Origin of the sequence: Flavobacterium phragmitis (genome assembly GCF_900112575.1) — a bacterium.
GTDB classification, from domain to species: Bacteria; Bacteroidota; Bacteroidia; order Flavobacteriales; family Flavobacteriaceae; genus Flavobacterium; species Flavobacterium phragmitis.
Window position 1 is genome coordinate 302,282 of record NZ_FOMH01000008.1, and the last position, 24,095, is coordinate 326,376.

Below are 24,095 nucleotides of genomic sequence, written 5' to 3' on the forward strand. Positions count from 1 at the left end.
AAGATGAATAAAATTGTAATTCTTACGCTTTCTATTTTTATTTCTTGTTTCGAGACATTTGCATCAGCAGCCGATACTATCACAGTTGGAGCATTTGGTAAAGTCACTATCTATAAACCTAAGACAGCTCCTAATGCTGTTGTTTTATTTGTTTCGGGTGACGGAGGTTGGAACAGCGGTGTTGTAGATATGGCGAAAAATATAGTCGATCAGGGTGCATTAGTAGCAGGAATTGATATTCAGCATTATTTTAAAGCCATCAAAAAACAAAAAGTCAAATGTTATTATCCAGCTGGAGATTTTGAAGAGCTGAGTATGATTTTGCAGAAAAAGCTAAAAATAAACCAATATCTAAAACCCATATTAGTCGGTTATTCTTCAGGCGCAACTCTTGTATACGGAATGCTGGCTCAGGCTCCAGCAAACACTTTCAGCGGAGCTATTGCATTAGGATTTTGTCCAGACATAGAAACCGACAAAACATTGTGTGATGGAACTGGATTAACTTCTCATGTTTTAAAAGAAGGGAAGGCCTATTATTTGGAGAAAACAGAAAAATTAACCGCTCCTTTTATTGTATTACAGGGAACTACAGACCAAGTTTGTAATTATGCCGATACAAAAATATATATGGATGGACTAAAACAAGGAAAATTAATATCCTTATCCAAAGTGGGACATGGATTCTCAGTCACCAGAAACTGGCTACCTCAGTTCATTGAAGCTTATAAGGAAGTCTTAAGTACGCCTAATTATGCTAAACAACAATCACAACAAAATTCTTTATTAAAAGAACAGCATCTTACACCGCTTTCATTTGAAATGCCTTTAACTTTAATTCCAACTAAAAACAAGAATGAAGATTTGCCTGTAGCGTTTTTGATTTCGGGTGACGGAGGATGGACAAGCTTTGATCAGTCTTTTGGTGAAGCTCTGGCGGAAAAAGGAATTCCTGTAATAGCGCTCGATGCACAAAAATATTTTTGGAACGCCAAAACGCCATTAGAAACAGCCAATGCAATAGCAAAAGCGACAGAACATTATATGCAACAATGGAATAAAAAGACCTTTGTACTTGTTGGTTATTCGTTTGGTGCTTCGGTTGTTCCTTTTGCAGCTGCTAATTTTCCGGAATCCTTAAAAGAAAAATTAAAAGGTGTTTACGCTTTTTCTCCAGATGTAAAAGCTGATTTTGAAATTCATATTGCTGATATGCTGAGCTTAGAAAGTTCCAGTGATAATTATGATGTAATTTCAGAAATGAAAAAAATCAAAGCGTACAATCCGGTTTGTTTTTTTGGAACCGAAGAAGATTCAGAAACGCGCAATCGTTTCTCAGAGTCTGGTATTAAGACTATTGAAATACCTGGTTCACATCATTTTAATAATGACTATAACAAAATGGCAGAGAACATTCTTAAAGAAATTAAATGAAACATTGAAAAAAAAGCTCTAAATCACTGATTTAGAGCTTTTGTATGAACAATTTGCTTAAATGTCTTTTAAACCAGCAAATATTTAAAATTATAGAGCATCCCAAGACGCACTTGGATAATAAATAGAACTTGTAACAGGAGCTTTCCAATATTCTTGGCTACCTCCGCGGAAAGTATGAAGGCTTACAGCATTAATGTTACGTTTAGAGTCATTTGTTACCCAGCGAATCTTTTGATTTAATATTTCTGTACCATTTACATAATATTTAACGTATCCATCAGTATTTGAACCTGTATTCATTTTAACCGATATTTGACAATTATACGTTACGTTCTCTTGTATGTAGTATTTTTTTCCGAAATCATTACCATATTGTCCAGGCTGATCTCTGTAATAAACATAAGGTTGCAGATAAGCGCCACTACCTTTAGCACTATTAGATCCATTTGGACAATACCACATAAATCTTGCACTGCCACCGTTTCCGTCCCATCCCGGATCACCGCCGGTATTTTGGTCGCCAATTAAGATACCGTAACCGCATTTACCGCCTCTGCTCCAGTAAAAACCAGAGTTAAATCTCATTTGGAACCAAACAGTGTAAACTCCCGTTGACCAAACGCCATAAGATGTACACAAACCGCCGGGACATGATAGTGTGTTTGTCTGTAAAGTAATAGTTCTAGCTCCAGTACTGCCTTTTGCAGTGATGCCAGTTGATACAGCATCCTTGTCCGCAGTTTGCGACACGTCCTTGTCTGTATTTTCCAAAGCTTCTTTGTTAATGCTTTGCGTTTCATTTAAATCCTGCTCCTTTTCACAGGAACTAAGCGCCAAAAGCGCGATAAATACTAAACTGGTAACTTTTAAGATTTTTTTCATTTTTTGAAATTTTAAGGTTAATGAATTGATAGTTAGTGAATAATAGATTAGTGGTTACATCATTCACAGTGTAAAATTGATTAATTAAAATTTACAGAAGGAGTAATTAAGTCCGTTTTTACGTACATAAAAATTCAGCTTGTATATTTTAAGTATATTTTTTACCTTTTGAAAATAAGACCGTTATAGGAAATTTATCAAAAGAGAATGCCCGATAATTAAAGGACTAATCGAGAACACTTAATTAAAAATATTGATTGTATTAGGTAGAAAGCACTTTGAGTTCATTACAGAGAATCAAATTTCATAGAAGAAGGGGAGAAAATATTTATAGAACAAATATCTATTAACCAATTTTATAATATAGAAATTCTTTTTTACTAAATTTATATGATGTAATGCCGTATTATAAAATTGATTCTTTCCAAAAGCAAAGTATTTTTTTAGAGCCACGAGTAAGCTTATAAGCAATTACAACCGTAAAGGGGATTGTAAATAGATTTTGTCTATTGTATAAGTATTATTTATGATTCATTCACCTAATTTTCTTTTTCATTAGTTCTTAATTTAGTAAAAAATAAAAAATTCAAATATGGACAATCAATCTAATGACATCAGCAAATGCCCTTTTCACAATGGGAGCATGGACAAGCAGGCAGCTTCAGGCACAAAGAATCGTGACTGGTGGCCAAAACAGTTAAAGGTAAATATCCTGAGACAGAATTCATTATTATCAAATCCGTTGGATAAGGATTTTGATTATGCAGAAGCTTTTAAAAGCCTCGATCTTGAAGCAGTGAAGAAAGACCTACATGCTCTTATGACTGATTCACAAGATTGGTGGCCTGCAGATTTTGGACACTATGGAGGTCTTTTTATCCGAATGGCTTGGCATAGTGCAGGAACTTACAGAGTACACGACGGACGAGGTGGCGCAGGAGCAGGACAGCAGCGTTTTGCACCTCTTAACAGCTGGCCTGATAATGTGAGCCTTGATAAAGCAAGAAGATTGCTTTGGCCGATAAAACAAAAATACGGACAAAAAATTTCTTGGGCCGACTTAATGATCTTGACGGGAAATGTTGCCTTAGAATCAATGGGATTTAAAACATTTGGTTTTGCAGGAGGACGTGCCGATGTATGGGAAGCAGACGAGTCTGTTTACTGGGGATCTGAAACGACATGGCTTGGAGGTGATGAACGTTATAAAGATGGCTCCGAAGGTGTGCCTAAAGATCATGGTGTGGTATCATCAGATGATGATCCAGACGGTAAGATTCATAGCCGAAATCTTGAAAAACCGCTTGCAGCAGTTCAGATGGGACTTATATACGTAAATCCTGAAGGACCTGACGGGAATCCTGACCCTATTGCCGCTGCGAAAGATATAAGAGATACTTTCGGTCGTATGGCTATGGACGACGAAGAAACTGTAGCATTAATTGCCGGTGGTCATACTTTTGGAAAAACACACGGTGCAGCTTCTTCAGATCATGTACAGGAAGAACCAGAAGCAGCAGGTTTAGAATTACAAGGATTTGGATGGAAAAATAGTTACGGTTCTGGAAAAGGAGCTGATGCTATTACAAGCGGACTTGAAGTAACTTGGACAAAAACACCAACTCAGTGGAGTAATAACTTTTTTGAAAACTTATTTGCTTTTGAGTGGGAGCTTTCTAAAAGTCCTGCCGGTGCACATCAATGGGTAGCAAAAAATGCGGAACCAATTATTCCAGATGCTTTTGACGCAAATAAAAAACATCTGCCAACAATGCTTACTACAGATTTATCTTTAAGATTAGATCCTGCGTATGAGAAAATATCTCGTCGCTTTTTAGAAAATCCGGACCAATTTGCAGATGCCTTTGCTAGAGCATGGTTTAAATTGACACATCGTGATATGGGGCCACGTGCACGTTACCTAGGCCCTGATGTGCCACAAGAAGTATTATTGTGGCAGGATCCTATTCCAGCAGTAAATCATACCTTGATAAACGAGCAGGATGCAGCACAGCTAAAAGATAAAATAGTCAATTCAGGATTAAGTGTGTCACAGTTAGTTGCTACAGCATGGGCTTCGGCTTCTACTTTTAGAGGATCAGATAAACGTGGTGGAGCAAATGGTGCCCGTATTAGACTTGCTCCTCAGAAAGACTGGGAAGTAAATAATCCTGCAGCATTAAAAACAGTTTTGGACAAATTGGAAAATATTCAGAACGAATTTAATGCAGGACAAAGTGATGGTAAAAAAGTTTCATTGGCAGATTTAATTGTTTTGGCAGGAAGTGCTGGTATTGAAAAAGCAGCAAAAAATGCCGGAATTGTTGCTACGGTACCTTTTACACCCGGAAGAATGGATGCTTCAGCCGAGCAGACCGATGTAGAATCATTTGGATATCTAGAACCAAAAACAGATGGTTTTAGAAATTATAGAAAAACAAAATCAGTTATAACTACAGAAGAACTTCTGATAGATAAAGCAAATCTATTGACTCTTACTGCGCCAGAATTGACAGTGCTTTTAGGAGGACTTCGTGTACTTGACATTAATACAGATGGTACTAAAAACGGTGTATTAACAAATCGACCAGGTCATTTGACGAATGATTTCTTTATAAACTTGTTGGATATGAACACGCAGTGGCAATCAGTTTCTAATGATAAAGAATTGTATGCAGGAAATGACAGAAGTACAGGACAGCCTAAATGGATTGGAACACGTGCTGATCTTGTTTTTGGTTCAAATTCAGAGTTGAGAGCAATAGCAGAAGTTTATGCTTCTAGTGATGCCCATGAAAAATTTGTACATGATTTTATTGCAGTTTGGACTAAAGTAATGAATCTAGATAGATTCGATTTAAAAGCATAATCCAACTGAGAAGCATGAATTTTAAAAGACGCCCATAAAGGCGTCTTTTTTTGTAGGAAAAATTAAATATTGGTTTTTATTCTTTGCAGTTCGGTTGGAGAATAGCCAAACTGTTTCTTAAATGCAAATGAAAAATGCGATAAATTTTCAAATCCAATTTCATAATAAACGTCAACTGGTTTTTTATTTTTTTCTATCAGCTGATAATAAGCCAATTCTAATCTTTTTTTGCTCAGCCAGCGTTGAGGGGTTTCATTAAAAGCTTTATAAAAATCTCTTTTGAATGTGGTGAGACTTCGTCCCGTTAAATAACCAAATTTTTCTAACGACATATTAAACATAAAGTTCTTTTCCATAAAACTGATTAAATCAATTTTATGAGGTTCATCAAAGTTTGCTAAAATAGAATCAATGTCTTTATTAATTGTGGTAAGAATTGAAATGGCTTCAGTGATTTTTAATGATGCAATGTTTTCAGGAAAGTTTTCCTGCATTTCAAAATACGGAATGAGAGAAGCCAGACAGCTTTCGAGCAAGGGATGTTTGTGAAAACTGAAAATTTTTGATACAGTATTTTTGTGTTTTATATTTTCCTGACCGTAAAATTCCCTAAGTCTTTTTGAAGATAAATGCATAGCAACAGCTTTGTGTGGCAGTCCGTCTTTAGGAATATTGATAATGGTTGCCAGCTGATTTCTAGGAATCAAAAAAGTACTTCCAGAACCAAATACAAAACTTTCATCTGCCTGAATGATTTTAGTTTCCCCAGAAATTAACCACACGAGCAAATGGTCATTAAATGCCGCTTCCGTTTTAAAGAGCTTTCCAGTATAATTGGAAAGTTTAATTTCAGGATTTATGTAATTTACTTGATAGTCCATAATGCTAGTGTGGTATAAAGATACAAATATTAATTAAGATCAAATTTGATTCCAGTCATCTCTTCACTTAATTTCCATAATTGTTTGGCATTTTTTTCGTCAAGCGAATAAGGTTTAATACCGCCTATAACAGCTGTATTGGAGTTTAAAGAGGCTATATCAACATTCTCGCAATAAACACCTCCAATAGTAGCAAGCAAGTTGCTTGTGGCGGCCCAAACCGTTGTCGCAGCGCCTTGTGGAATAGTTTTTAATGAAGCAGCAACTTCTGGCAGTATATTGCCTTCCGCATCGCAATAACCTAATTTTTGAAGTAAGTCGATTGGTGCTTCTCTTGCCAATTCTGTTTCTCCAACTGCTCCTGGACACAAAGCATAACTACGTACATTATGAGTTTTTGCTCTATTATCAAATTCCATAGAGAAGAGATTAACAGCGGTTTTTGATTGTCCATATCCCAGTAGAGTTTCATATTCTCGGTAAAAGAAATTGGGATCTTCAAAATTGAAATCAGAAAATTGATGACCACCAGAAGATACATTAACCACTCTTGCACCGTCTGCTTTTTTTAAAGCTGGCCATAATCTAGCCGTAAGCTGAAACAAAGCGAGATAGTTGGTTGCCAATTGTGATTCAAATCCTCGATAATCTCTTCGCAATGGCACCCACATAATACCAGCGTTGTTAATGAGTAAATGAAGTGGTTGGTTTGATTTCAGAAATCTTTCTGCGAAAGCATCAATAGAATCAGGTTGCATTAAATCCATTTTTTCTATAATTATATTTGCAATTCCGTTGAGGTTTCTTTTGGCTTTTTCTATGTCTCTTGCGGGTACAATTACAACTGCACCTGCGCCGGCAAGTGTTTTAACCGTTTCTAAACCTATCCCAGTATTACCGCCAGTTACAATAGCAGTTTTTCCTGTAAGATCAATTCCTTTTATCACTTCATTTGTTGTTGATTTGGCATTAAATCCAGAACCTGTTGGTTGCTGCAATGCTCCGTAATAATTATTCTGTTCCATTTTTTTAATTTTTAATTGTTATGATGAAGCAAAATTAGAGGGAATAAGAAAGGACAACTTTGTTCAAACGTCCTAAAAAGGTTTGTTTAAACGTCCATAATCTTAAAATGTTAAATTAATTTTTAAAAAAAATATAGCTTGGCGTAAATATTTATTTTATCGTAATATTTATATTGTAATTTTTTATAAAACGTATTTTTTTGTGTTTTTTAATTAAGATTATATAATTTGAAAAAGTTTGCTATATTTGAAGTGTTGTTGATACACTTATTGACTCAAAAATAAAGTGGAAGCAAAATAATGCAATACTTATGGCTTTAATGGAATCTAATCCGTTGAATTAACTTTTTTTTTTTAAATGAAAATCGATTTATATACTCAATCAAACAAAAAATCATTTCGTACGACAAGTTTATTTTTAGCATTACTCTTTTTTTCATTTCATCTAAATGCCCAGTTAAAAACTACAGAAAGCGAAGTAGGTTTAGGTTGGAGTAACAATTCTGTTAATACGGTTATTTTTAGAAATAGCGCACTGACATCGTTTAAAGGAAATCAATATACAGCTTACTATGATCCGGAAGGCAGAATGGTTTTGGCAAAACGAAAACTAAATTCAAACAACTGGGATAAAGTAATTACGCCTTACAGCGGAAATGTAAAAGACGCCCACAACGATATCAGTATTGCAATTGATAGTGATGGTTATCTTCACGTGAGCTGGGACCATCATGATACACGTTTACGTTATGCGCGAAGTAAGAAACCGTTTTCTTTAGAATTAGGCGAAGAAATAGCTATGACTGGTGTAGACGAGAATAAAGTAACGTATCCTGAATTTCATAATCTTCCTAATGGAAATTTATTGTTTTGTTACCGTTCCGGAGCTTCTGGAAGAGGAAATTTAGTTATTAAATCTTATGATGTTAAAAAACAGCAATGGACATCCTTACAAAATAACTTGCTTGATGGTGAAAATCAGCGCAGTGCTTATTGGCAAATGTGTATAGGTAAAAAAGGAATTTACATTTCGTGGGTTTGGAGAGAAAGCTGGGATGTATCAACGAATCATGATCTCTGTTACGCTTTTTCAGCCGATGGAGGAAAAACATGGCAAAAATCTACAGGAGAAAAATACACTTTACCCATTACAAAGGAAACAGCCGAACATGCTTGGAACGTACCACAAAACAGCAGTTTAATTAACCAAACCGCAATGACTGTCGACGAAAAAGGAAATCCATACATTACTACTTATTGGGACAATACTGGTATTCCGCAATATAAAGTCGTATATATATCTGATGGAAAATGGAATTTAATCAATACCGATTTTCATAGTAAACCTTTTAGTTTAGGAGGAGGCGGAACCAAAAGAATTCCGATTTCACGTCCAGAGATTTTGGTTGATAAATCGATGCTCTATTTGCTTTTTAGAGATGAAGAACGTGACAATAAAATCACATTAGCTTATGCTGATTTAGGAAATAAAAAATGGCAGTTAACAGATTTAAGTCGTTTTACAGTTGGACAATGGGAACCTAATTTGGATAAAGAACTTTGGAAAGAGAAAAAACAATTGCACATTTTTTCTCAAAATGTAAGTCAGGCAGATGGAGAAGGATTAGTAAAAGTAAATCCGGAACCTGTACAGGTTTTAGAAGTTAAAAAGCTGCCTGTTTTGAAAAATTAATAATGGATTAAAAGAGTTGTTTTTTAGCATAAATATAATTTTCTCGTTTAACATTTTTTGAATTAATAATTATGAATAATGTAAGCTGTCGTCTTATTAGCTCGCTTTTTGGCTGTTTATGCTAATATACCCCTTCTAATTTACTGTAACGTCCCTCTTATCTTATAGGTCGTTATTTAAATTTGTGAAGTTGATTTTTATTTTGATGTCAAGCATCGACAGTTTTGGTCGAAATAAATTTTGGAATAGTAAATTTTAAAAACCTTCGTGTAGTTAAATGAAAAAAATTGTATTAGCACTTGCTTTGTTTTGGAGTCTGCAAAATAATTATGCCCAGAATAATGAATGGGAAAATCCTCAGATTCTGGACAGAGGAAAAGAAAAAGGCAGAAGTTCTTTCTTGTTATTCAGTAACGAAAAGGAACTGAAAGCAAATGATCCTCAAAAATCAGAATTGTATCAGAGTTTGAATGGAAATTGGAAATTCAATATTGTTAAAAATCCTTCTCAAAGACCTATGGATTTTTATGCATCCAATTTGAATGACTCCAATTGGAAAAACATTCAGGTGCCTTCTAACTGGGAACTACAAGGTTATGATATTCCAATTTATACCAATATTACGTATCCTTTTCCAAAAAATCCGCCTTTTATAAATGGTGATTATAATCCGGTTGGAAGTTACAGACGCACTTTTCAAGTAGCTGATTCATGGAAAGATAAAGAAATTATTCTTCATTTTGCTTCAATTTCAGGATATGCGAGAGTATTCCTGAATGGAAAAGAAGTAGGAATGACGAAAGCATCGAAAACTCCGGCTGAATTTAATATTACTTCATATTTAAAAAAAGGAGAAAATCTATTGGCAGTTCAAGTAATCCGCTGGCATGATGGAAGTTATTTAGAAGACCAGGATTTTTGGAGATTAAGCGGTATCGAAAGAGACGTTTATCTGCAGGCAATGCCTAAAACAACCGTTTGGGATTATTTTGTAAAAAGTGATTTAGACAATCAATACAAAAACGGACTTTTTAATGTGGATGTCACTTTAAAATATTTTGAAAAGAATAAAATAAAAAATCCATCTGTAAAAGTTGAATTGTTTGACAATCAGGATAAAGTGATGTATTCTGAAAGCAAAAAAGTCAATGATAAAGCAAAAAATGTAAGCTTTGAAAAAACAATTGAAAATGTAAAATTATGGAGCAATGAAACACCAAATCTGTACCGATATACCATTACATTATTAGATAATAAAGGCAAAACATTAGAAATTATTTCTAAAAAAACAGGTTTTAGAAAAGTAGAAATTAAGAATGCTCGTTTGCTGGTAAATGGTAAAGTCATTATGGTAAAAGGAGTTAATATTCATGAACATGACGATGTAAACGGTCACGTTCCAAATGAAAAATTGACGCTGAAGGATCTTCAGTTGATGAAAGAATACAACATTAACTCCATCAGAATGAGTCATTATCCGCACGATCCTCATATTTATGAGTTGTGCGATCAATATGGTTTTTATGTGGTAGATGAAGCCAATATCGAAAGTCATGCAATGGGAGCAGAATGGCAGAATTGGTTTGACCAGAAAAAACATCCGGCTTATCTTCCGGAATGGGCACCGGCACATTTAGACCGTATTGAAAGAATGTTTGCGGTAGACAAAAACCATCCTTCGATTATTGTTTGGTCTTTAGGAAATGAATGTGGTAACGGACCGGTTTTTTATGATGCTTACGATTGGCTGAAAAAAGTCGATACTACACGTCCGGTTCAGTTTGAGCAGGCAGGAGAAAATAGAAATACGGATATCGTAGCTCCAATGTATCCAAGTATCAAAAGCATGAAAAATTATGCAAACTCTGACAAAACTCGTCCGTATATTATGTGTGAATATGCACACGCAATGGGACAAAGCAGTGGTAATTTTCAGGAATATTGGGATATTATCAATAATAGCAAACGCATGCAAGGTGGTTTTATATGGGACTGGGTAGATCAGGGAATCAAAACTCAAAACGATAAAGGACAGGTTTTCTGGGCTTACGGAGGCGATTTAGGAGGTGCTGCCCTACAAAATGACGAAAACGGTTGTGCAGACGGACTTGTATTTTCAAACAGAACGCCAAAACCAGCTTTGGAGGAAGTTAAAAAAGTATATCAAAACATTGAAATTCTTTTGAACAGCAGAACGGAACTACTAATCAGAAATCATTTTAATTATACCAATCTGTCCAATTACAACTTTAAGTATGAAGTAATTAAAAACGGTTCAAAAGTAAAATCAGGTGAATTTAGTTTTGATTTAGAACCGGAACAAAGTAAAAAAGTAGCAATCTATTTAGGTGATATCGATGAAAATTCAGAATATTTTTTAAATGTTTATGCCGTTTCAAAATACGATGAACCGTTGGTCGCAAAAGGATTTGAATTTGCAAGAGCACAATTTGAAATAGCAAAAGGAAATTATTTTGCATCGAACACCAAACCAAATAATGCCTCTAAATTAAAATATTCAAAAGCAAACAACATTCTTTCTTTTGAAACAGAAAGTATTAAAGGAGAGTTTGATCTTAAAAATGGAGAAATTCTGAAATATGCATCAAAAAATGGAGAGAATGTAATTAAAAATTTCCCTACACCTTATTTCTGGCGTGCTCCAACAGATAATGATTTTGGAAGCGGCATGCCAAATAAATTAGGAATTTGGAAAGAAGCATCAAAAAATCCGACAGTTGTAAGTGTTGTTTTAGATGAAAAAAATACAGCAGGATTAGGAATAAAAGTAGCTTATAAATTAGCGCAAGCCGATGTTCCATATACAGTAGATTATTTAATTCAGAATAATGGAGAAATTAAAATCACATCTTCAATCGATATGACAGGAAAAGATTTACCGGAACTGCCTCGTTTTGGAATGCGTATGAAATTAAACGGATCATTTGATAATTTAAGTTATTACGGAAGAGGACCTTGGGAAAACTATTCAGATAGAAATTCGGCCGCATTTATCGGAGAATATTCAGATAAGGTGAGCAATCAATATGCAAGAAATTTTATTCGTCCGCAGGAATCGGGATATAAAACAGATGTCCGTTGGCTGACTTTAAAAAACAATGCGGGACAAGGTTTAAGAATTGATGGCGCACAGCCAATTGGTTTTAGTGCACTGAATATTTCGACAGAAGATTTGGATCCGGGAAAAAATAAGGAGCAACGTCATCCGACTGATTTAAACTTAGATTCTAAAGAAGCAGTTTACCTGCATGTAGATTACAAGCAAAGAGGTCTTGGCGGCGATGACAGCTGGGGAAGTCTGCCACATGAGCAATATCGTTTGTTGGGCAAAAAATACAGCTATTCCTATACCGTATCATTGATTAATTAGTTAGTAGTTCGTCTTTTTGGAAAGAAAAACCTATGAGTAAACATCATAGGTTTTTCTGATTTTTAAATATTTAAGAATAATGGCCTTTTTAAGGAATAAAATTTTACAACAAATGCTTTTTTAAAATAACAAACATCTATTTATAGATTCATCAAAAACTTAACCTAACCTAACCACTGCACATTTTGAAAAATAGAATGCTATTATTTTTAATGCTTTTAGTTTGCTTTCCGGCTCAACCACAGTCGGCTGAGGGATTATCTGCTTCTAAATTTGGACAGGAAAAATATACTATTGGCTATATCGGTATCAAAAACGGACTTGCCAATAACGCTGTTACTTCGGTTTATAAAGACAAAAGAGGCCTAATGTGGTTTGGTACTTATGATGGAATAAGCCGATATGATGGTTATAATTTTTTAAATTTTAGAAATGAACCAAACGATTATAGTTCATTAAATAATAATAGGGTTGTAAGCATTTGCGGAACCAAAGATGAAATCTGGATTGGTACAAAAGGCGGTATCAGCGTTTACAATTATCTAAACAATCATTTTAGTAGAAAATATTACTTAAATGCTAAAACTTCAAAGATTGAGCCGATAGATTTTGTAGTCAACAAAATTATAGATCATAAATCAGTTATGTATATCGGCACTGCTGGTCAGGGACTGCTTTATTACGAAGACAAGCAGGAAAAAATCATTCAGATTCCGCTGTATGTAAATGGAAAACTGCAATGGGATTATCATGTTCAGGGAATGGATTTCGACAAATCGGGTAAATTTTGGTGTTTTGTTCAGGGAATTGGATTGGTAACTATGGATGCAACGGCGAAAAAACTGATTGTCGTTTTCTCTGATTTTACTGTTGGAAGCTGTATTTTATGCGATAAATTTTTAAACATTTGGATTGGTACAGACGAAGGTTTATTGAGATATAATTCCGTAAATAAAACACATCAAATGTATAGAAATCAGGAAGTTCAGTATCCTATTTCCGATTTGATGTGCAAACCAGACAAAAAAGAACTTTGGATTGCCACCAATGGGAATGGAATAGTAAAATACAGTTATGCATTGGATAGTTTTTCTTTGTTTAATGCCAATTCTGATGAGGAAAAATTGAATAGTAACGCCATTTCTTCACTTTTTTCGGATAATGAAAATAGAGTTTGGGTTGGAACTTTAAGAGGAGGCGTTAATAAAATTGAGGAAAGAAAAAGTCCTTTTACGACCATTTCTAAAAATGAAAAGATAAAAAATACGATTCCAAGTGATTTTATTCTTTCCTTGTCAGAACAAGATAGTGAACATTTATGGATAGGAACAGATGGAGCGGGTGCAAGTTTATGGAATAGAAAGACTAATACGTTTACAAATTATTCTCATAGCTCCAATAATACCAATTCGATATCTAATAATTTTGTTTCCTCAATCGTAACCGACAGCAGAGGAACTTGGTTTGCGACCTATGGTGGCGGTGTTTGTTTGTTTAATTCGCAGACTCATAATTTCAAAAAGTACACCTTTTTTAATCCTAAAGTTGGTGCCAATCAAAAGAATTTCTGGGTGCTTTTTCGCGCTAAGAATAATGTTTTGTGGGCGGCTTCTCCAGATGATGAAGGGTTATATCGCTATAATGAAATACAGGATAAATTTGATTTTGTTGATGCAAAAATTAGAGGAATTATTTCTATTGCAGAGGATCATAATGCCAATCTTTGGATAGGGAATTTTACGGATTTAGTCGAATTCAATCCAAAAACAATGCAACGTAAAGTCATTGATCTTAAATATCCTGTACGATCTGTTATTGCTGTTTCGCCTGAAAAAATGCTTGTGGGAACAGAAGGAGGAGGACTTTTGATTTTTAATCCGCAGACGCTGCAAAAGAAATTCCTGACCCAAAAAGATGGAATTCCAAATAATTCGGTATTAAATATTGTAAAGGACAATAAAGGAGATTATTGGTGCAGTACTTATAATGGAATATTTGTTTACAATGCTCAAACGGGACATATTACAAGTTATCATGATGCTGATGGTCTTCAGAGTAATCAGTTTAATTATAATGCGGCGCTTAAACTTTCAACAGGTGAAATCCTTTTTGGAGGAATTAAAGGTTTTAACATCATAAACACCAAAATCAATACCCAGATTCATGATTTTCCAAAGCTGGTTATCACTACAATAAAAGTAAATAATAAGGTTTATGATCAATCCAATTTAACTTCTTTTGGAATCGATAAACTGAAATTGCCTTATGATGAATCAATGCTCAATATTGATTTTGCTGCTTTAGAATACAGTCTTCCTGAAAAAATTTCTTATGCATATTTTTTAGAAGGATGGGATTCGCAATGGCATTATGTAGATAATATTCGGAGTGCCAATTATTCCAAAATCACAGAAGGCGATTATGTCTTGAAAATCAAATCTACTAATGCTGAAGGAATCTGGAATAAAAGCGCTATTTCACTTCCAATTACCATATTACCTCCGTGGTACAGAAGCGGTTTTGCTTATTTTATATATTTCCTGCTTATTTGTCTTGGGATTTATGTAGTTGACAAATATCAGCGTCAGCAGGCCAAACTTAAATATGAAGTAAAACTTTCGCAGGATTTGGCCAAACAGGAAAAAGAACTGAATGAGAAAAAAATAACCTTTTTTACCAATATTTCTCATGAATTCAGATCGCCTTTAACCATGATTATTAATCCTTTAAAGGATATCATTTACGGAACCGAGCAACAGATTGATCCCGGTGCTATTGAAATGGTTTACAGCAATTCCAGAAGATTGTTGAGTTTGGTGGATCAATTGCTTCTTTTTAGAAAAACGGAAACCGAAACGGGAAAACTTAAAATTGGTCAAATTGATATTGTTGAATTGGCCAAAGAGGTTTTCAGCTGTTTTGTGCATCACGCCAAAGTCAAAAAAATAGATTATAGTTTTAGTATTTCTGAAGAAAGAGTATTGGTGTATGTAGACCGAGAAAAAATAGAAATGGCTCTGTTTAATTTGATTTCGAATGCATTAAAATTTACAGAAAAGGAGAACGGAAGTGTTGCGGTTAATTTGCGCTGTACAGACAATGAAGTTATTATAAAAGTGATTGATAATGGCGAAGGAGTTTCAGATGTTGATAAAGAGAAAATATTTAATTTATTTTATCAGTCCAATAATAACATAAAAAACAACCGCAAGGGATTTGGTATTGGACTTTATTTGGTGAAACAATTTGTGAATCAGCATCATGGGTCAGTTGGTTGTTATGATAATGAAAATGGCGGATCCATTTTTGAAATTAAACTGCCTTTAGGAAAAGAACATTTTGGAGATATTGAAATCAGGGAAGATTTAAGTGACAGAACCTTATTTTTAGAAGAAGCTTTGGAAGACACCGTGATACAGGAAAATGTATTGCAGACTATTAAAGAATCTGAAACAGTCAGTGATTTGATTAAAGATGCCAAAAGTATTTTGGTTGTAGATGATAATGCCCAAATAAGAAATTATTTAAAACGAATATTATCTGCAAAATATCATATTACACTAGCCGAAAATGCTGAAATGGCTTTAACTCTAATTAGAAAAGTACAACCCGATTTGATTATTTCTGATGTTGTAATGGGAGAAATGAATGGCGTTGCCTTTTGCAAGCACATCAAATCAGACGAAGAGCTAAAACATATTCCGGTGATATTGCTTACTGGAGGAACTTCCGAAGAGGTAAAACTCAAAGGAGCCGAAGTTGGTGCTGATGATTACATTACAAAACCTTTTGATAATGATTATTTATTGGCCAGAATCAGTGGTATATTAGCGAGACGCGACAGCGAACAGCATTATTTACTTAATTCAGTTACCAAAAAAGAAGCAAATCTAAAATTATCCGATGAAGATAAAAAACTCATCGAAAGGATTGTGGACATAATTGATGCCAATTTAGATGTGGAGAATTTCAATGTACATGATTTGGCGTTTCATTTAGGAATGAGTTATTCTTTGGTGTATAAAAAAATTAAAAAGATTACAGGTAAATCGGTTTCAGAATTTACCAGAAATGTGCGTTTGCGAAAAGTAGCGACCTTATTAATTACAACCGATCTACAGATTAGTCAGGCCGCTTCGATAGCTGGTTTTGGAGATATTAAGTATTTCAGGAAACACTTTCAACAGTTTTATAATATAAATCCTTCCGAGTTTAAGAAGAAGTATCAAAATGTAAAGGATAATAAATATATACTGAATGAAAGTTTTTGGAAATCAGCTTGATAGTTAAAATAGATTTGGAAAAAAAACAATTAATGAGACATTAAAAGGACACAATTTAAAATAAAACAAGAATTGCACGAATTAACACGAAATTAAATCAGTGAAATTAATTGCAACAACAATTTACTTGTATGGATTGGTGAAAATTTGTGGAATTCGTGGCGAAAAAAAAAAATGGTTTCGCAAGATTTTTAAAATCAAGGAGCACAAAAAGAGCGCTACGATTTATTTCACGCAGATTTCTGCAGATTTGAGCAAATTTTGGCAGAACTACTATTTAACATTAAAAAAAAATATAATAATGAAGTTTAGAAAGACAATTTTTATGGCAATAGCTTCTCTTTCACTTGGAGCAATTGGCTGTAAAACAGGAAGTGTAAAACAAAAAAACGGCATAAAAGAATCTAAAAAAGAAGTTGTTGCGATTATCGATAAAGTAAACAGCAATTGGCAAAGTACTCATCCTGAATTTGGAAATGCTTTTTGGCATGTTTCGGCTTATCATACAGGAAATATGGAGGCTTATAAAGTAACCCAAAACAAAAAGTATTTGGATTATTCATTGGCTTGGGCCGAGAAAAATAAATGGATGGGAGCAAAATCCAATGATAAATCCGAATGGAAATACAGTTATGGTGAAACAGATCAATATGTATTGTTTGGAGATTGGCAGATTTGTTTCCAGACTTATATCGATTTGTACAATTTCACAGGAAAAAAGGATCCTCAAAAAATTGCAAGAGCAAAAGAAGTGATGGAATACGAAATGAGTACGCCACAAAACGATTATTGGTGGTGGGTTGACGGATTGTATATGGTAATGCCGGTGATGACAAAGCTGTACAACGTTACAGGAAATGAAATGTACTTAGAGAAATTACACTCTTATTTGTATTATGCAGACAGTATTATGTATGATGAAGAAGCCAAACTATATTTCCGCGATTCCAAATATGTGTATCCAAAGCATAAAAGTGCAAATGGAAAAAAAGATTTTTGGGCAAGGGGAGACGGCTGGATTTTTGCCGGTTATGCTAAAATTATTCAAGATTTACCAAAGTCTGCTAAACATAGAAATGAATATATCAATCGTTTTAAAGAGATGGCTAAAGCTTTGGCAGATGCACAGCAGAAAGGCGGCTATTGGACAAGAAGTATTCTAGACCCCGAACACGCACCAGGACCTGAAACCAGCGGAACGGCTTTCTTTACTTATGGTTTTATGTGGGGAATAAACAATGGCTTTTTGGATAAGAAAACGTATTTGCCAGTTGTAGAAAAATCATGGCATTATTTAACCACTTTCGCTTTGCAACCAGATGGAAAAGTAGGTTATGTACAGCCTATCGGCGAAAAAGCGATTCCCGGACAAGTTGTCGATAAAAATTCCACAGCTGATTTTGGGGTTGGCGCTTTTTTATTAGCAGTATCAGAGGTTTATCGTTATGTGAAATAATTAAATATTTTTTTGTTTTTGAAGAGGAAGCTGTCATAAAAGACAGCTTTCTTGTTTTAAGCTTCGGAGAAGTAATTTAAACGGATTTTTTATTAATCTGTTAAAAAATTTAAACAACAAATCCGTTTAAATCCGCGTCTTTACGAAGTAAATCCGTTTTATCTGCGTTCGTCCAATGTACCTTATTGAATTAGCAGTGTGTTTTACAATCAATACTATATTTTGCGCTTCCTCTTTTCATTTTTCTAAAGTTATTTAAGATAAATACTAAGAGATTGTACCACAAGTTTATTTATATCTGGCTTTTAAATAATTATGTATCATACATTTTGAAGATGCTTTTTTTGTCATTCGTATAAAGAAATCCCGTTTTGCCTCAAAAATACGGATTTGCCCCTTTTTTAATATTGTAATTACCCCCTTTTGCTTTCGTGTCTTGCTATAGATTTGTAAAGCAAACTATTGATAATTACATGATAATGTGTGCTTAAAAAATTTTGAAAAAGAAAATTGTAAAAAACACACTTACAGATGTTCGTTTCTATATTTTGCAGACTAATTAACTTATCAATAACCAAAACTTACAACCAAAAATGACAAACTTTATTAGGAAGATTAAGGCTCCTGATTATGGATCTGGATTTGATTTGAAAAAAAAACTTACACTACTTTGTGTATTGGTTTCATTATCTCAAGTACACGCATTTTCTACTGAACCAAGTAGCAGGATAGGAGCAGAAAAAGTACAGCCACAGAATAGTATCAGTGGACAGGTAAAAGATAGCAAAGGTGCGCCACTTCCAGGGGCATCAGTTTTAATCAAAGGAACAAAAAATGGTACTATCACAGATTTTGACGGAAAATTTACGCTGGCAGGAGATGGGAATTCTGTATTAGTAGTTTCGTTTGTTGGTTTTGTAACTAAAGAAGTAGCAGTAAACAGCAGAACGAATATTAATATAGTACTAGAAGACAGTGCTGCTTCATTAGATGAAGTAGTGGTAGTAGGATATGGAAAAATGAAGAAAAAGGACTTAACTGGATCCATTGTTCAGGTAAAAGCCGAAGCTTTAGCCAATCAAAACCCACAAACCGTTCAGGATTTATTAAGAGGTGTTCCAGGTCTAAAAGTGGGCTATGACCCTTCTGCAAAAGGAGGTGGATCTTTACAGATTCGTGGGCAGACTTCTGTTTACAATCCTGATGGAGCCAATCATAATTCACCGCTTATTATTTTGGATGGGATGCAGTTCTACGGAGAGCTTTCAGAAATTAACCCTGACGATGTTGGTCAAATTGATATCTTGAAAGATGCATCTGCTACAGCGGTATACGGTTCAAAAGCGGCGGCAGGGGTTATCGTTATTTCAACAAAAAAAGGAAAAACGGGCAAGCCTATTATCAACGTCACTACCAACATGACAATTGTTAATGAAAGTGCTTATCGTGATGTATATTCTGCTGATGGATATATAAAATACCGCCAAGATTGGGAAACGGCTAAAACGTATGGTACCAATACTGCAACTGGAAATTACGAAGCATGGGTTACAGGTACAGCTGCGGGTAAACCGGGCTACTATGCAAGCCCTAGCCAATTAAGCCAGTTCGGAATTACAGAAGCACAGTGGTTGGCTTATCAGCCGGCTTCACAAATACAAGGAAAAAGTTTGAATGAAGTTTGGGGATTGCGTTTGGGAATTACGGATGCAACACTTTTAAAGAATTTTACAGAAGGAAAAACGCACGATTGGTATAACAGTACTTTTAGAACAGGAATAAATCGCGACAATAATTTAAGTGTTTCCGGAGCAAGTGATAAAGTAAATTATTATATGTCTTTAGGATACTTAACCTCAGAAGGAGCTATTCAGGGTAATGATTATACTGCTGTTCGTGCGAATATGAAAGTAGATGCTAAGATTACAGATTGGCTTGAATTTGGTGCAAATGTTAATTTTCAAGATCGTTCAGATGGAGATATATCTGTTGGTACAGGAACTAATTACTGGGATGCCAATATGTTAAGAAACAGCCCGTTTGCTAACTTCAAAGAAGCAAATGGTGATTACGCAAGACAGCCAATGGGACCAACAATTGGAGGATATAACTACTATTATGACCGCCAATATATGGATCTTGATAGAGGATATACGATCTTGAATACTATTTTTAATACAAAGGTAACTTTGCCATTTGGTATTACGTATTCATTTAATGCCGCACCACGTTATGAATTTTTCTACAATCGTTATTTCCAGTCAGCCGGTAATAAAAACTGGAATGCTGCTAATATTGGAGTGGATAGAGAGAACGGAAAAAAATTCACTTGGAACTTAAACAATACCATAACATGGGATCATACATTTAATGAGAAGCACCATATTATCGCAACATTTGTTCAGGAAGCAGAAGATTTAAAAACTTGGTCAGATCGTATTGATGCAAATAACATACAACCATCAGATGCTTTAGGTTATCATAATATTGCCAATGCAACACTTGCCAATAGTACTTTTACGGCAACAGATACACATCAGACCGGTGATGCATTAATGGCAAGACTTTTCTATTCCTTTGATGATCGTTATATGATTACAGGAACGGTTCGCCGTGATGGATACTCTGCTTTTGGAGCTTCATATCCTTACGCCACTTTCCCTTCTGTAGCATTGGGATGGAACTTTAATAAAGAAAAATGGTTTCATTGGGAACCTTTGAGCACTGGTAAATTACGTTTATCATGGGGTAAAAATGGAAACAGATCGCTTGCTGATCCCTATTTAGCTTTAGCCAATTTAAGTTCAGGTACAGGAGCAACTATGGGATATATTGATGCTTCAGGAAACATTGTGGATATGAAATATCTGGGAATAGACCGTATGGCAAATCCTAATTTGCAATGGGAAAAAACAACAGCTTCCAATATTGGTATTGATCTTGGTTTCTTCAATGACAGAATTACAACTACAATTGACGTTTACAAATCGGTTACTCACGATATGATTATGAGTCAGCGTCTGCCTGAGTTTACTGGATTCTCATCTATTGCAACCAATCTTGGAGAAGTTGAAAATAAAGGTATTGAGATCAGTCTTACTTCTTTGAATATGAAAAAGCCAAATTTTGAATGGACTACTATGGTTGCTTTTTCATACAACAAGAATACCATTAACAAATTGTATGGCAATATGGAAGATATTAAAGATGCCAATGGAAATGTTATTGGAAGAAAAGAAGCAGATGATAAAACCAATGGATGGTTTATTGGAAAACCTATTTCTCAAATCTGGGATTATAAAGTAATTGGAATCTGGCAGAAAGACGAAGCTGTAGAAGCTGCTAAATATGGACAACGTCCAGGAGATCCAAAAGTGGAGAACAGCTATACTGCTGATGATGTAAACGGAAAACCAACTTATAATGAAAAAGACAAACAGTTTTTAGGACAGACAACACCGCCAATTAACTGGTCGCTTCGTAATGAATTTACATTTTACAAAAATTGGAATTTGGCAATCAATATGTATTCATACATGGGACACAAATCAATGGACGGACGTTATATGAATACGTACAATGATGGTAGTTTGTATACCAATAACTACAATCCGTTTGTAAATCCGTATTGGACAATTGACAATCCAACAAATGATTGGGCGCGTCTTGATGCAAGAGGACCTGCAGGAGCTGGAACAGCAAAATTATACGATCGCAGTTTTATTCGTTTAGACAATATTTCGTTGGCGTACTCACTCCCTAAAGATCTTATAAACCGTCTGCATGTGAGAAATTTCAAAATCTATACTTCTGTTCAGAATGTGGCAACTTGGTCTGCTTCTAAACAATGGAAATATTATGGTGATCCGGAGACTGGAGGGCTTGCTACCCGAATGTTCAATTTAGGATTTAATGTTTCACTTTAAAAATTAGTCAATAATGAAAAGATATATACAAAATAAAATTTCAAGAATAGTGCCTCTAGTTGCGGTTGCTGCTCTTTTTGTTTCCTGTTCAGAAGATTTTCTGGAACCTGATCCGCTTTCGTTTTACGAACCAGAAGCTACATTTACTACAGAAACTGGATTACAGGCGGTTTTGGCAAGTGCAGATAAACAGCTTCGTAATAACTATATTCATTACAATAATGCTGGTAATAGTGTACCTATTGGTACTGAATATGTTTTCTCTGATATGTCAAAATATGGAAAAACAGATAATACCAGCACCATTTCTGATTTTGCTAATACTATGGTGCCTACCATGAGTTACAAGACGTCAACAAATGATGATTTTTATTTCGGATTTTACTGGACAGAAGCTTATACTGGAATTAAACATGCCAATACTGTTTTAACTTATATTGATAAGGTAACAAGTTTAACAGAAGAAGTGAAACGTAAATATATTGGTCAGGCTTATTTTCATAGAGCATACCGTTATCTTAATTTGGTGTATCAATTTGGAGATATTCCGTTGATTACAAAGATTTTGGAAGTGCCAAAGCAAAGTTATTATTCAACTAAAAAAGAAGCGATTATTGAAATGATTACAGCAGATATGGAAAAGGCTGTAGAATGGGTTCCAGAACAATCAAAACTCCCTTATTTAGGCGTAGTAAACAAAGGAGCATGTCGTCAATTATTGATTAAATGTTACTTGGCTTCTGGTAGATTTAAAGATGCCGAAAATCAGGCCGATTTATTGATTAATTCTTCTGGTTATTCTTTAATGCAGGGCTCATTTGGAACTTTTGATACAGGAGGAAATCCAGCGACATGGACTATTACCAGAAATGTAATCTGGGATTTACACCGCCCTGAAAATAAAGTTATTGCAGCGAACAGAGAAGCTATTTTGGTAATGCCAAATGGTGGCGTACAATCTTTTTTACCATTTGCATCGATGAGAATTTTTGGTCCAAACTGGAATTCAGGTACAGTTACTACTCCTGACGGAAAACAAGCCGCAAATCGTTTTGCCTCAAACAATGCCAATTATCAGGCTAACTATGATTATGCTAGAGCTTTAGGACGTGGTATTGCTACGATTAGTGCTTCGTATTATTCACAGCATCCAATGTGGGTGGTTAATGGCGTGGAAGACAAACAGGACCTTAGACATAACAGTACCGTTGGAAACTGGGTAAATATGGAGAATCTTAAATACAGCGACAAGACTTCTGCGTATTATGGACAAAATTTCAGATTAAAAAATGGTACTACACTGTTGTCAAAAGATACATTGCGTGAATGGTTTGATTTTCCGTTGTATAAAATCTATCTGCATGATGTTGTAAATGAAACGAATCCAAATGCAAATGATTTTCAGGGGGCCAGTACAGGAAGTAAAGCACATTGGTATTTATATCGTTTGGCTGAAACTTATTTGTTGAGAGCAGAAGCCCGTTTTTATCAAGGAAATGTTGGAGGCGCAGCTCAAGACGTAAATGTTATTAGAGCAAGAGCAGGTGCTTCGCAAATGTATGGTACAGTAACTATCGGTGATATTTGTGCTGAAAGAGGAAGAGAGCTTTATCTGGAAGAATGGAGGAATGTCGAGTTAAAGCGTATTTCACACTGTCTCGCACTCAGCGGGCAGGCAGATGAATGGGGACAAACTTACAGCAAGACCAACTGGGACAAACAGTCCGGAACAGACAACGCAGGAGGAAGTTATTGGTATCAACGTATTGTGCATTATACCCTTTACAACAAATATCCAAGCGGTATCGTGGTTCCAAACGGAACTAAATTTTATACCATGGACAAACGTAATAACTACTGGCCAATTCCAAATAGTGCTATAACGGCTAATATCAAAGGTAAATTAAGTCAGAATTACGGTTATGATGGTTATGATCCCAACGTTAAGGTTTGGGACAAATGGCAGGATGCTGTCGCAGATGAAAGTCAGCTTTAATTAGATTTATAATAAAAAGTATCTAAACTGCAGTAATTTAATTGGAATGGTTATTATTTCGCTGCAGTTTAAGATACATTCTTCAAGGGTTTAAATATCCCAATTTCTTAAATCCTAAATTTTTATAATTACCGACTGTTTAAGTATTATCCTCCATTACAAAAGGGGGATAATACAAGCAGTCATTATAAGCCGCATGAATACTTAGTTATACTTTGTAAATCAAAATATTATAGGTTTAACGATATAAAATACC

11 protein-coding genes are annotated in these 24,095 nt (G+C 34.8%); 8 read left to right on the forward strand and 3 right to left on the reverse strand.

Translation table 11 applies throughout. The features are described 5' to 3' along the window. Positions 1 to 3 precede the first annotated feature (3 nt). Positions 4 to 1,434 carry an AcvB/VirJ family lysyl-phosphatidylglycerol hydrolase gene (locus BM289_RS16045; protein WP_091495353.1) on the forward strand — a complete coding sequence of 477 codons (1,431 nt, stop codon included), beginning with the start codon at positions 4 to 6 and terminating at the stop codon, positions 1,432 to 1,434. A gap of 90 nt (positions 1,435 to 1,524) precedes the next feature. Here BM289_RS16045 and BM289_RS16050 read toward each other — a convergent pair whose 3' ends face one another. Next, positions 1,525 to 2,319, reverse strand: a complete 795-nt coding sequence (locus tag BM289_RS16050; protein ID WP_091495355.1) for a polysaccharide lyase — start codon at positions 2,317 to 2,319, stop codon at positions 1,525 to 1,527. A gap of 592 nt (positions 2,320 to 2,911) precedes the next feature. Between BM289_RS16050 and katG the strand changes: the two genes are divergently transcribed. After that, entirely contained in the window at positions 2,912 to 5,188 is a 2,277-nt protein-coding gene (gene katG, locus BM289_RS16055; RefSeq protein WP_091495356.1) for a catalase/peroxidase HPI, read from the forward strand. Between the two features lie 62 nt (positions 5,189 to 5,250). Here the strand turns inward: katG and BM289_RS16060 are convergent, their stop codons facing one another. Together BM289_RS16060 and BM289_RS16065 are read right to left on the reverse strand one after the other, a co-directional pair. Beyond that, complete coding sequence (locus tag BM289_RS16060; protein ID WP_091495358.1) at positions 5,251 to 6,069, reverse strand: helix-turn-helix domain-containing protein; 819 nt, start codon at positions 6,067 to 6,069, stop codon at positions 5,251 to 5,253. 29 nt (positions 6,070 to 6,098) lie between these two features. Beyond that, the gene (locus BM289_RS16065; RefSeq protein WP_091495360.1) at positions 6,099 to 7,094 is read right to left on the reverse strand and encodes an SDR family NAD(P)-dependent oxidoreductase; all 996 of its coding nucleotides are present in this window, start codon (positions 7,092 to 7,094) and stop codon (positions 6,099 to 6,101) included. A gap of 358 nt (positions 7,095 to 7,452) precedes the next feature. On the opposite strand from BM289_RS16065, the gene BM289_RS16070 reads away from it, so the two are divergent. The 6 genes from BM289_RS16070 to BM289_RS16095 all read left to right on the forward strand — a co-directional run bounded on the left by BM289_RS16070 (position 7,453) and on the right by BM289_RS16095 (position 23,839). Next, entirely contained in the window at positions 7,453 to 8,787 is a 1,335-nt protein-coding gene (locus BM289_RS16070) for a BNR repeat-containing protein (protein ID WP_091495362.1), read from the forward strand. Between the two features lie 277 nt (positions 8,788 to 9,064). Then, positions 9,065 to 12,178 (forward strand): beta-galactosidase, LacZ type, encoded by a 3,114-nt coding sequence (locus BM289_RS16075; protein WP_091495364.1) that lies wholly within the window; start codon positions 9,065 to 9,067, stop codon positions 12,176 to 12,178. Between the two features lie 197 nt (positions 12,179 to 12,375). Next, entirely contained in the window at positions 12,376 to 16,461 is a 4,086-nt protein-coding gene (locus BM289_RS16080; RefSeq protein ID WP_091495366.1) for a hybrid sensor histidine kinase/response regulator transcription factor, read from the forward strand. A 301-nt stretch (positions 16,462 to 16,762) separates the two neighbouring features. Then, positions 16,763 to 17,917, forward strand: a complete 1,155-nt coding sequence (locus tag BM289_RS16085) for a glycoside hydrolase family 88/105 protein (RefSeq protein ID WP_208610256.1) — start codon at positions 16,763 to 16,765, stop codon at positions 17,915 to 17,917. 593 nt (positions 17,918 to 18,510) lie between these two features. Further along, on the forward strand, positions 18,511 to 21,843 hold the full coding sequence (locus BM289_RS16090) for a SusC/RagA family TonB-linked outer membrane protein (RefSeq protein WP_091495368.1): 3,333 nt from the start codon (positions 18,511 to 18,513) through the stop codon (positions 21,841 to 21,843). Between the two features lie 13 nt (positions 21,844 to 21,856). Then, positions 21,857 to 23,839 carry a RagB/SusD family nutrient uptake outer membrane protein gene (locus BM289_RS16095; protein ID WP_091495370.1) on the forward strand — a complete coding sequence of 661 codons (1,983 nt, stop codon included), beginning with the start codon at positions 21,857 to 21,859 and terminating at the stop codon, positions 23,837 to 23,839. The last annotated feature ends 256 nt before the right edge of the window (positions 23,840 to 24,095 follow it).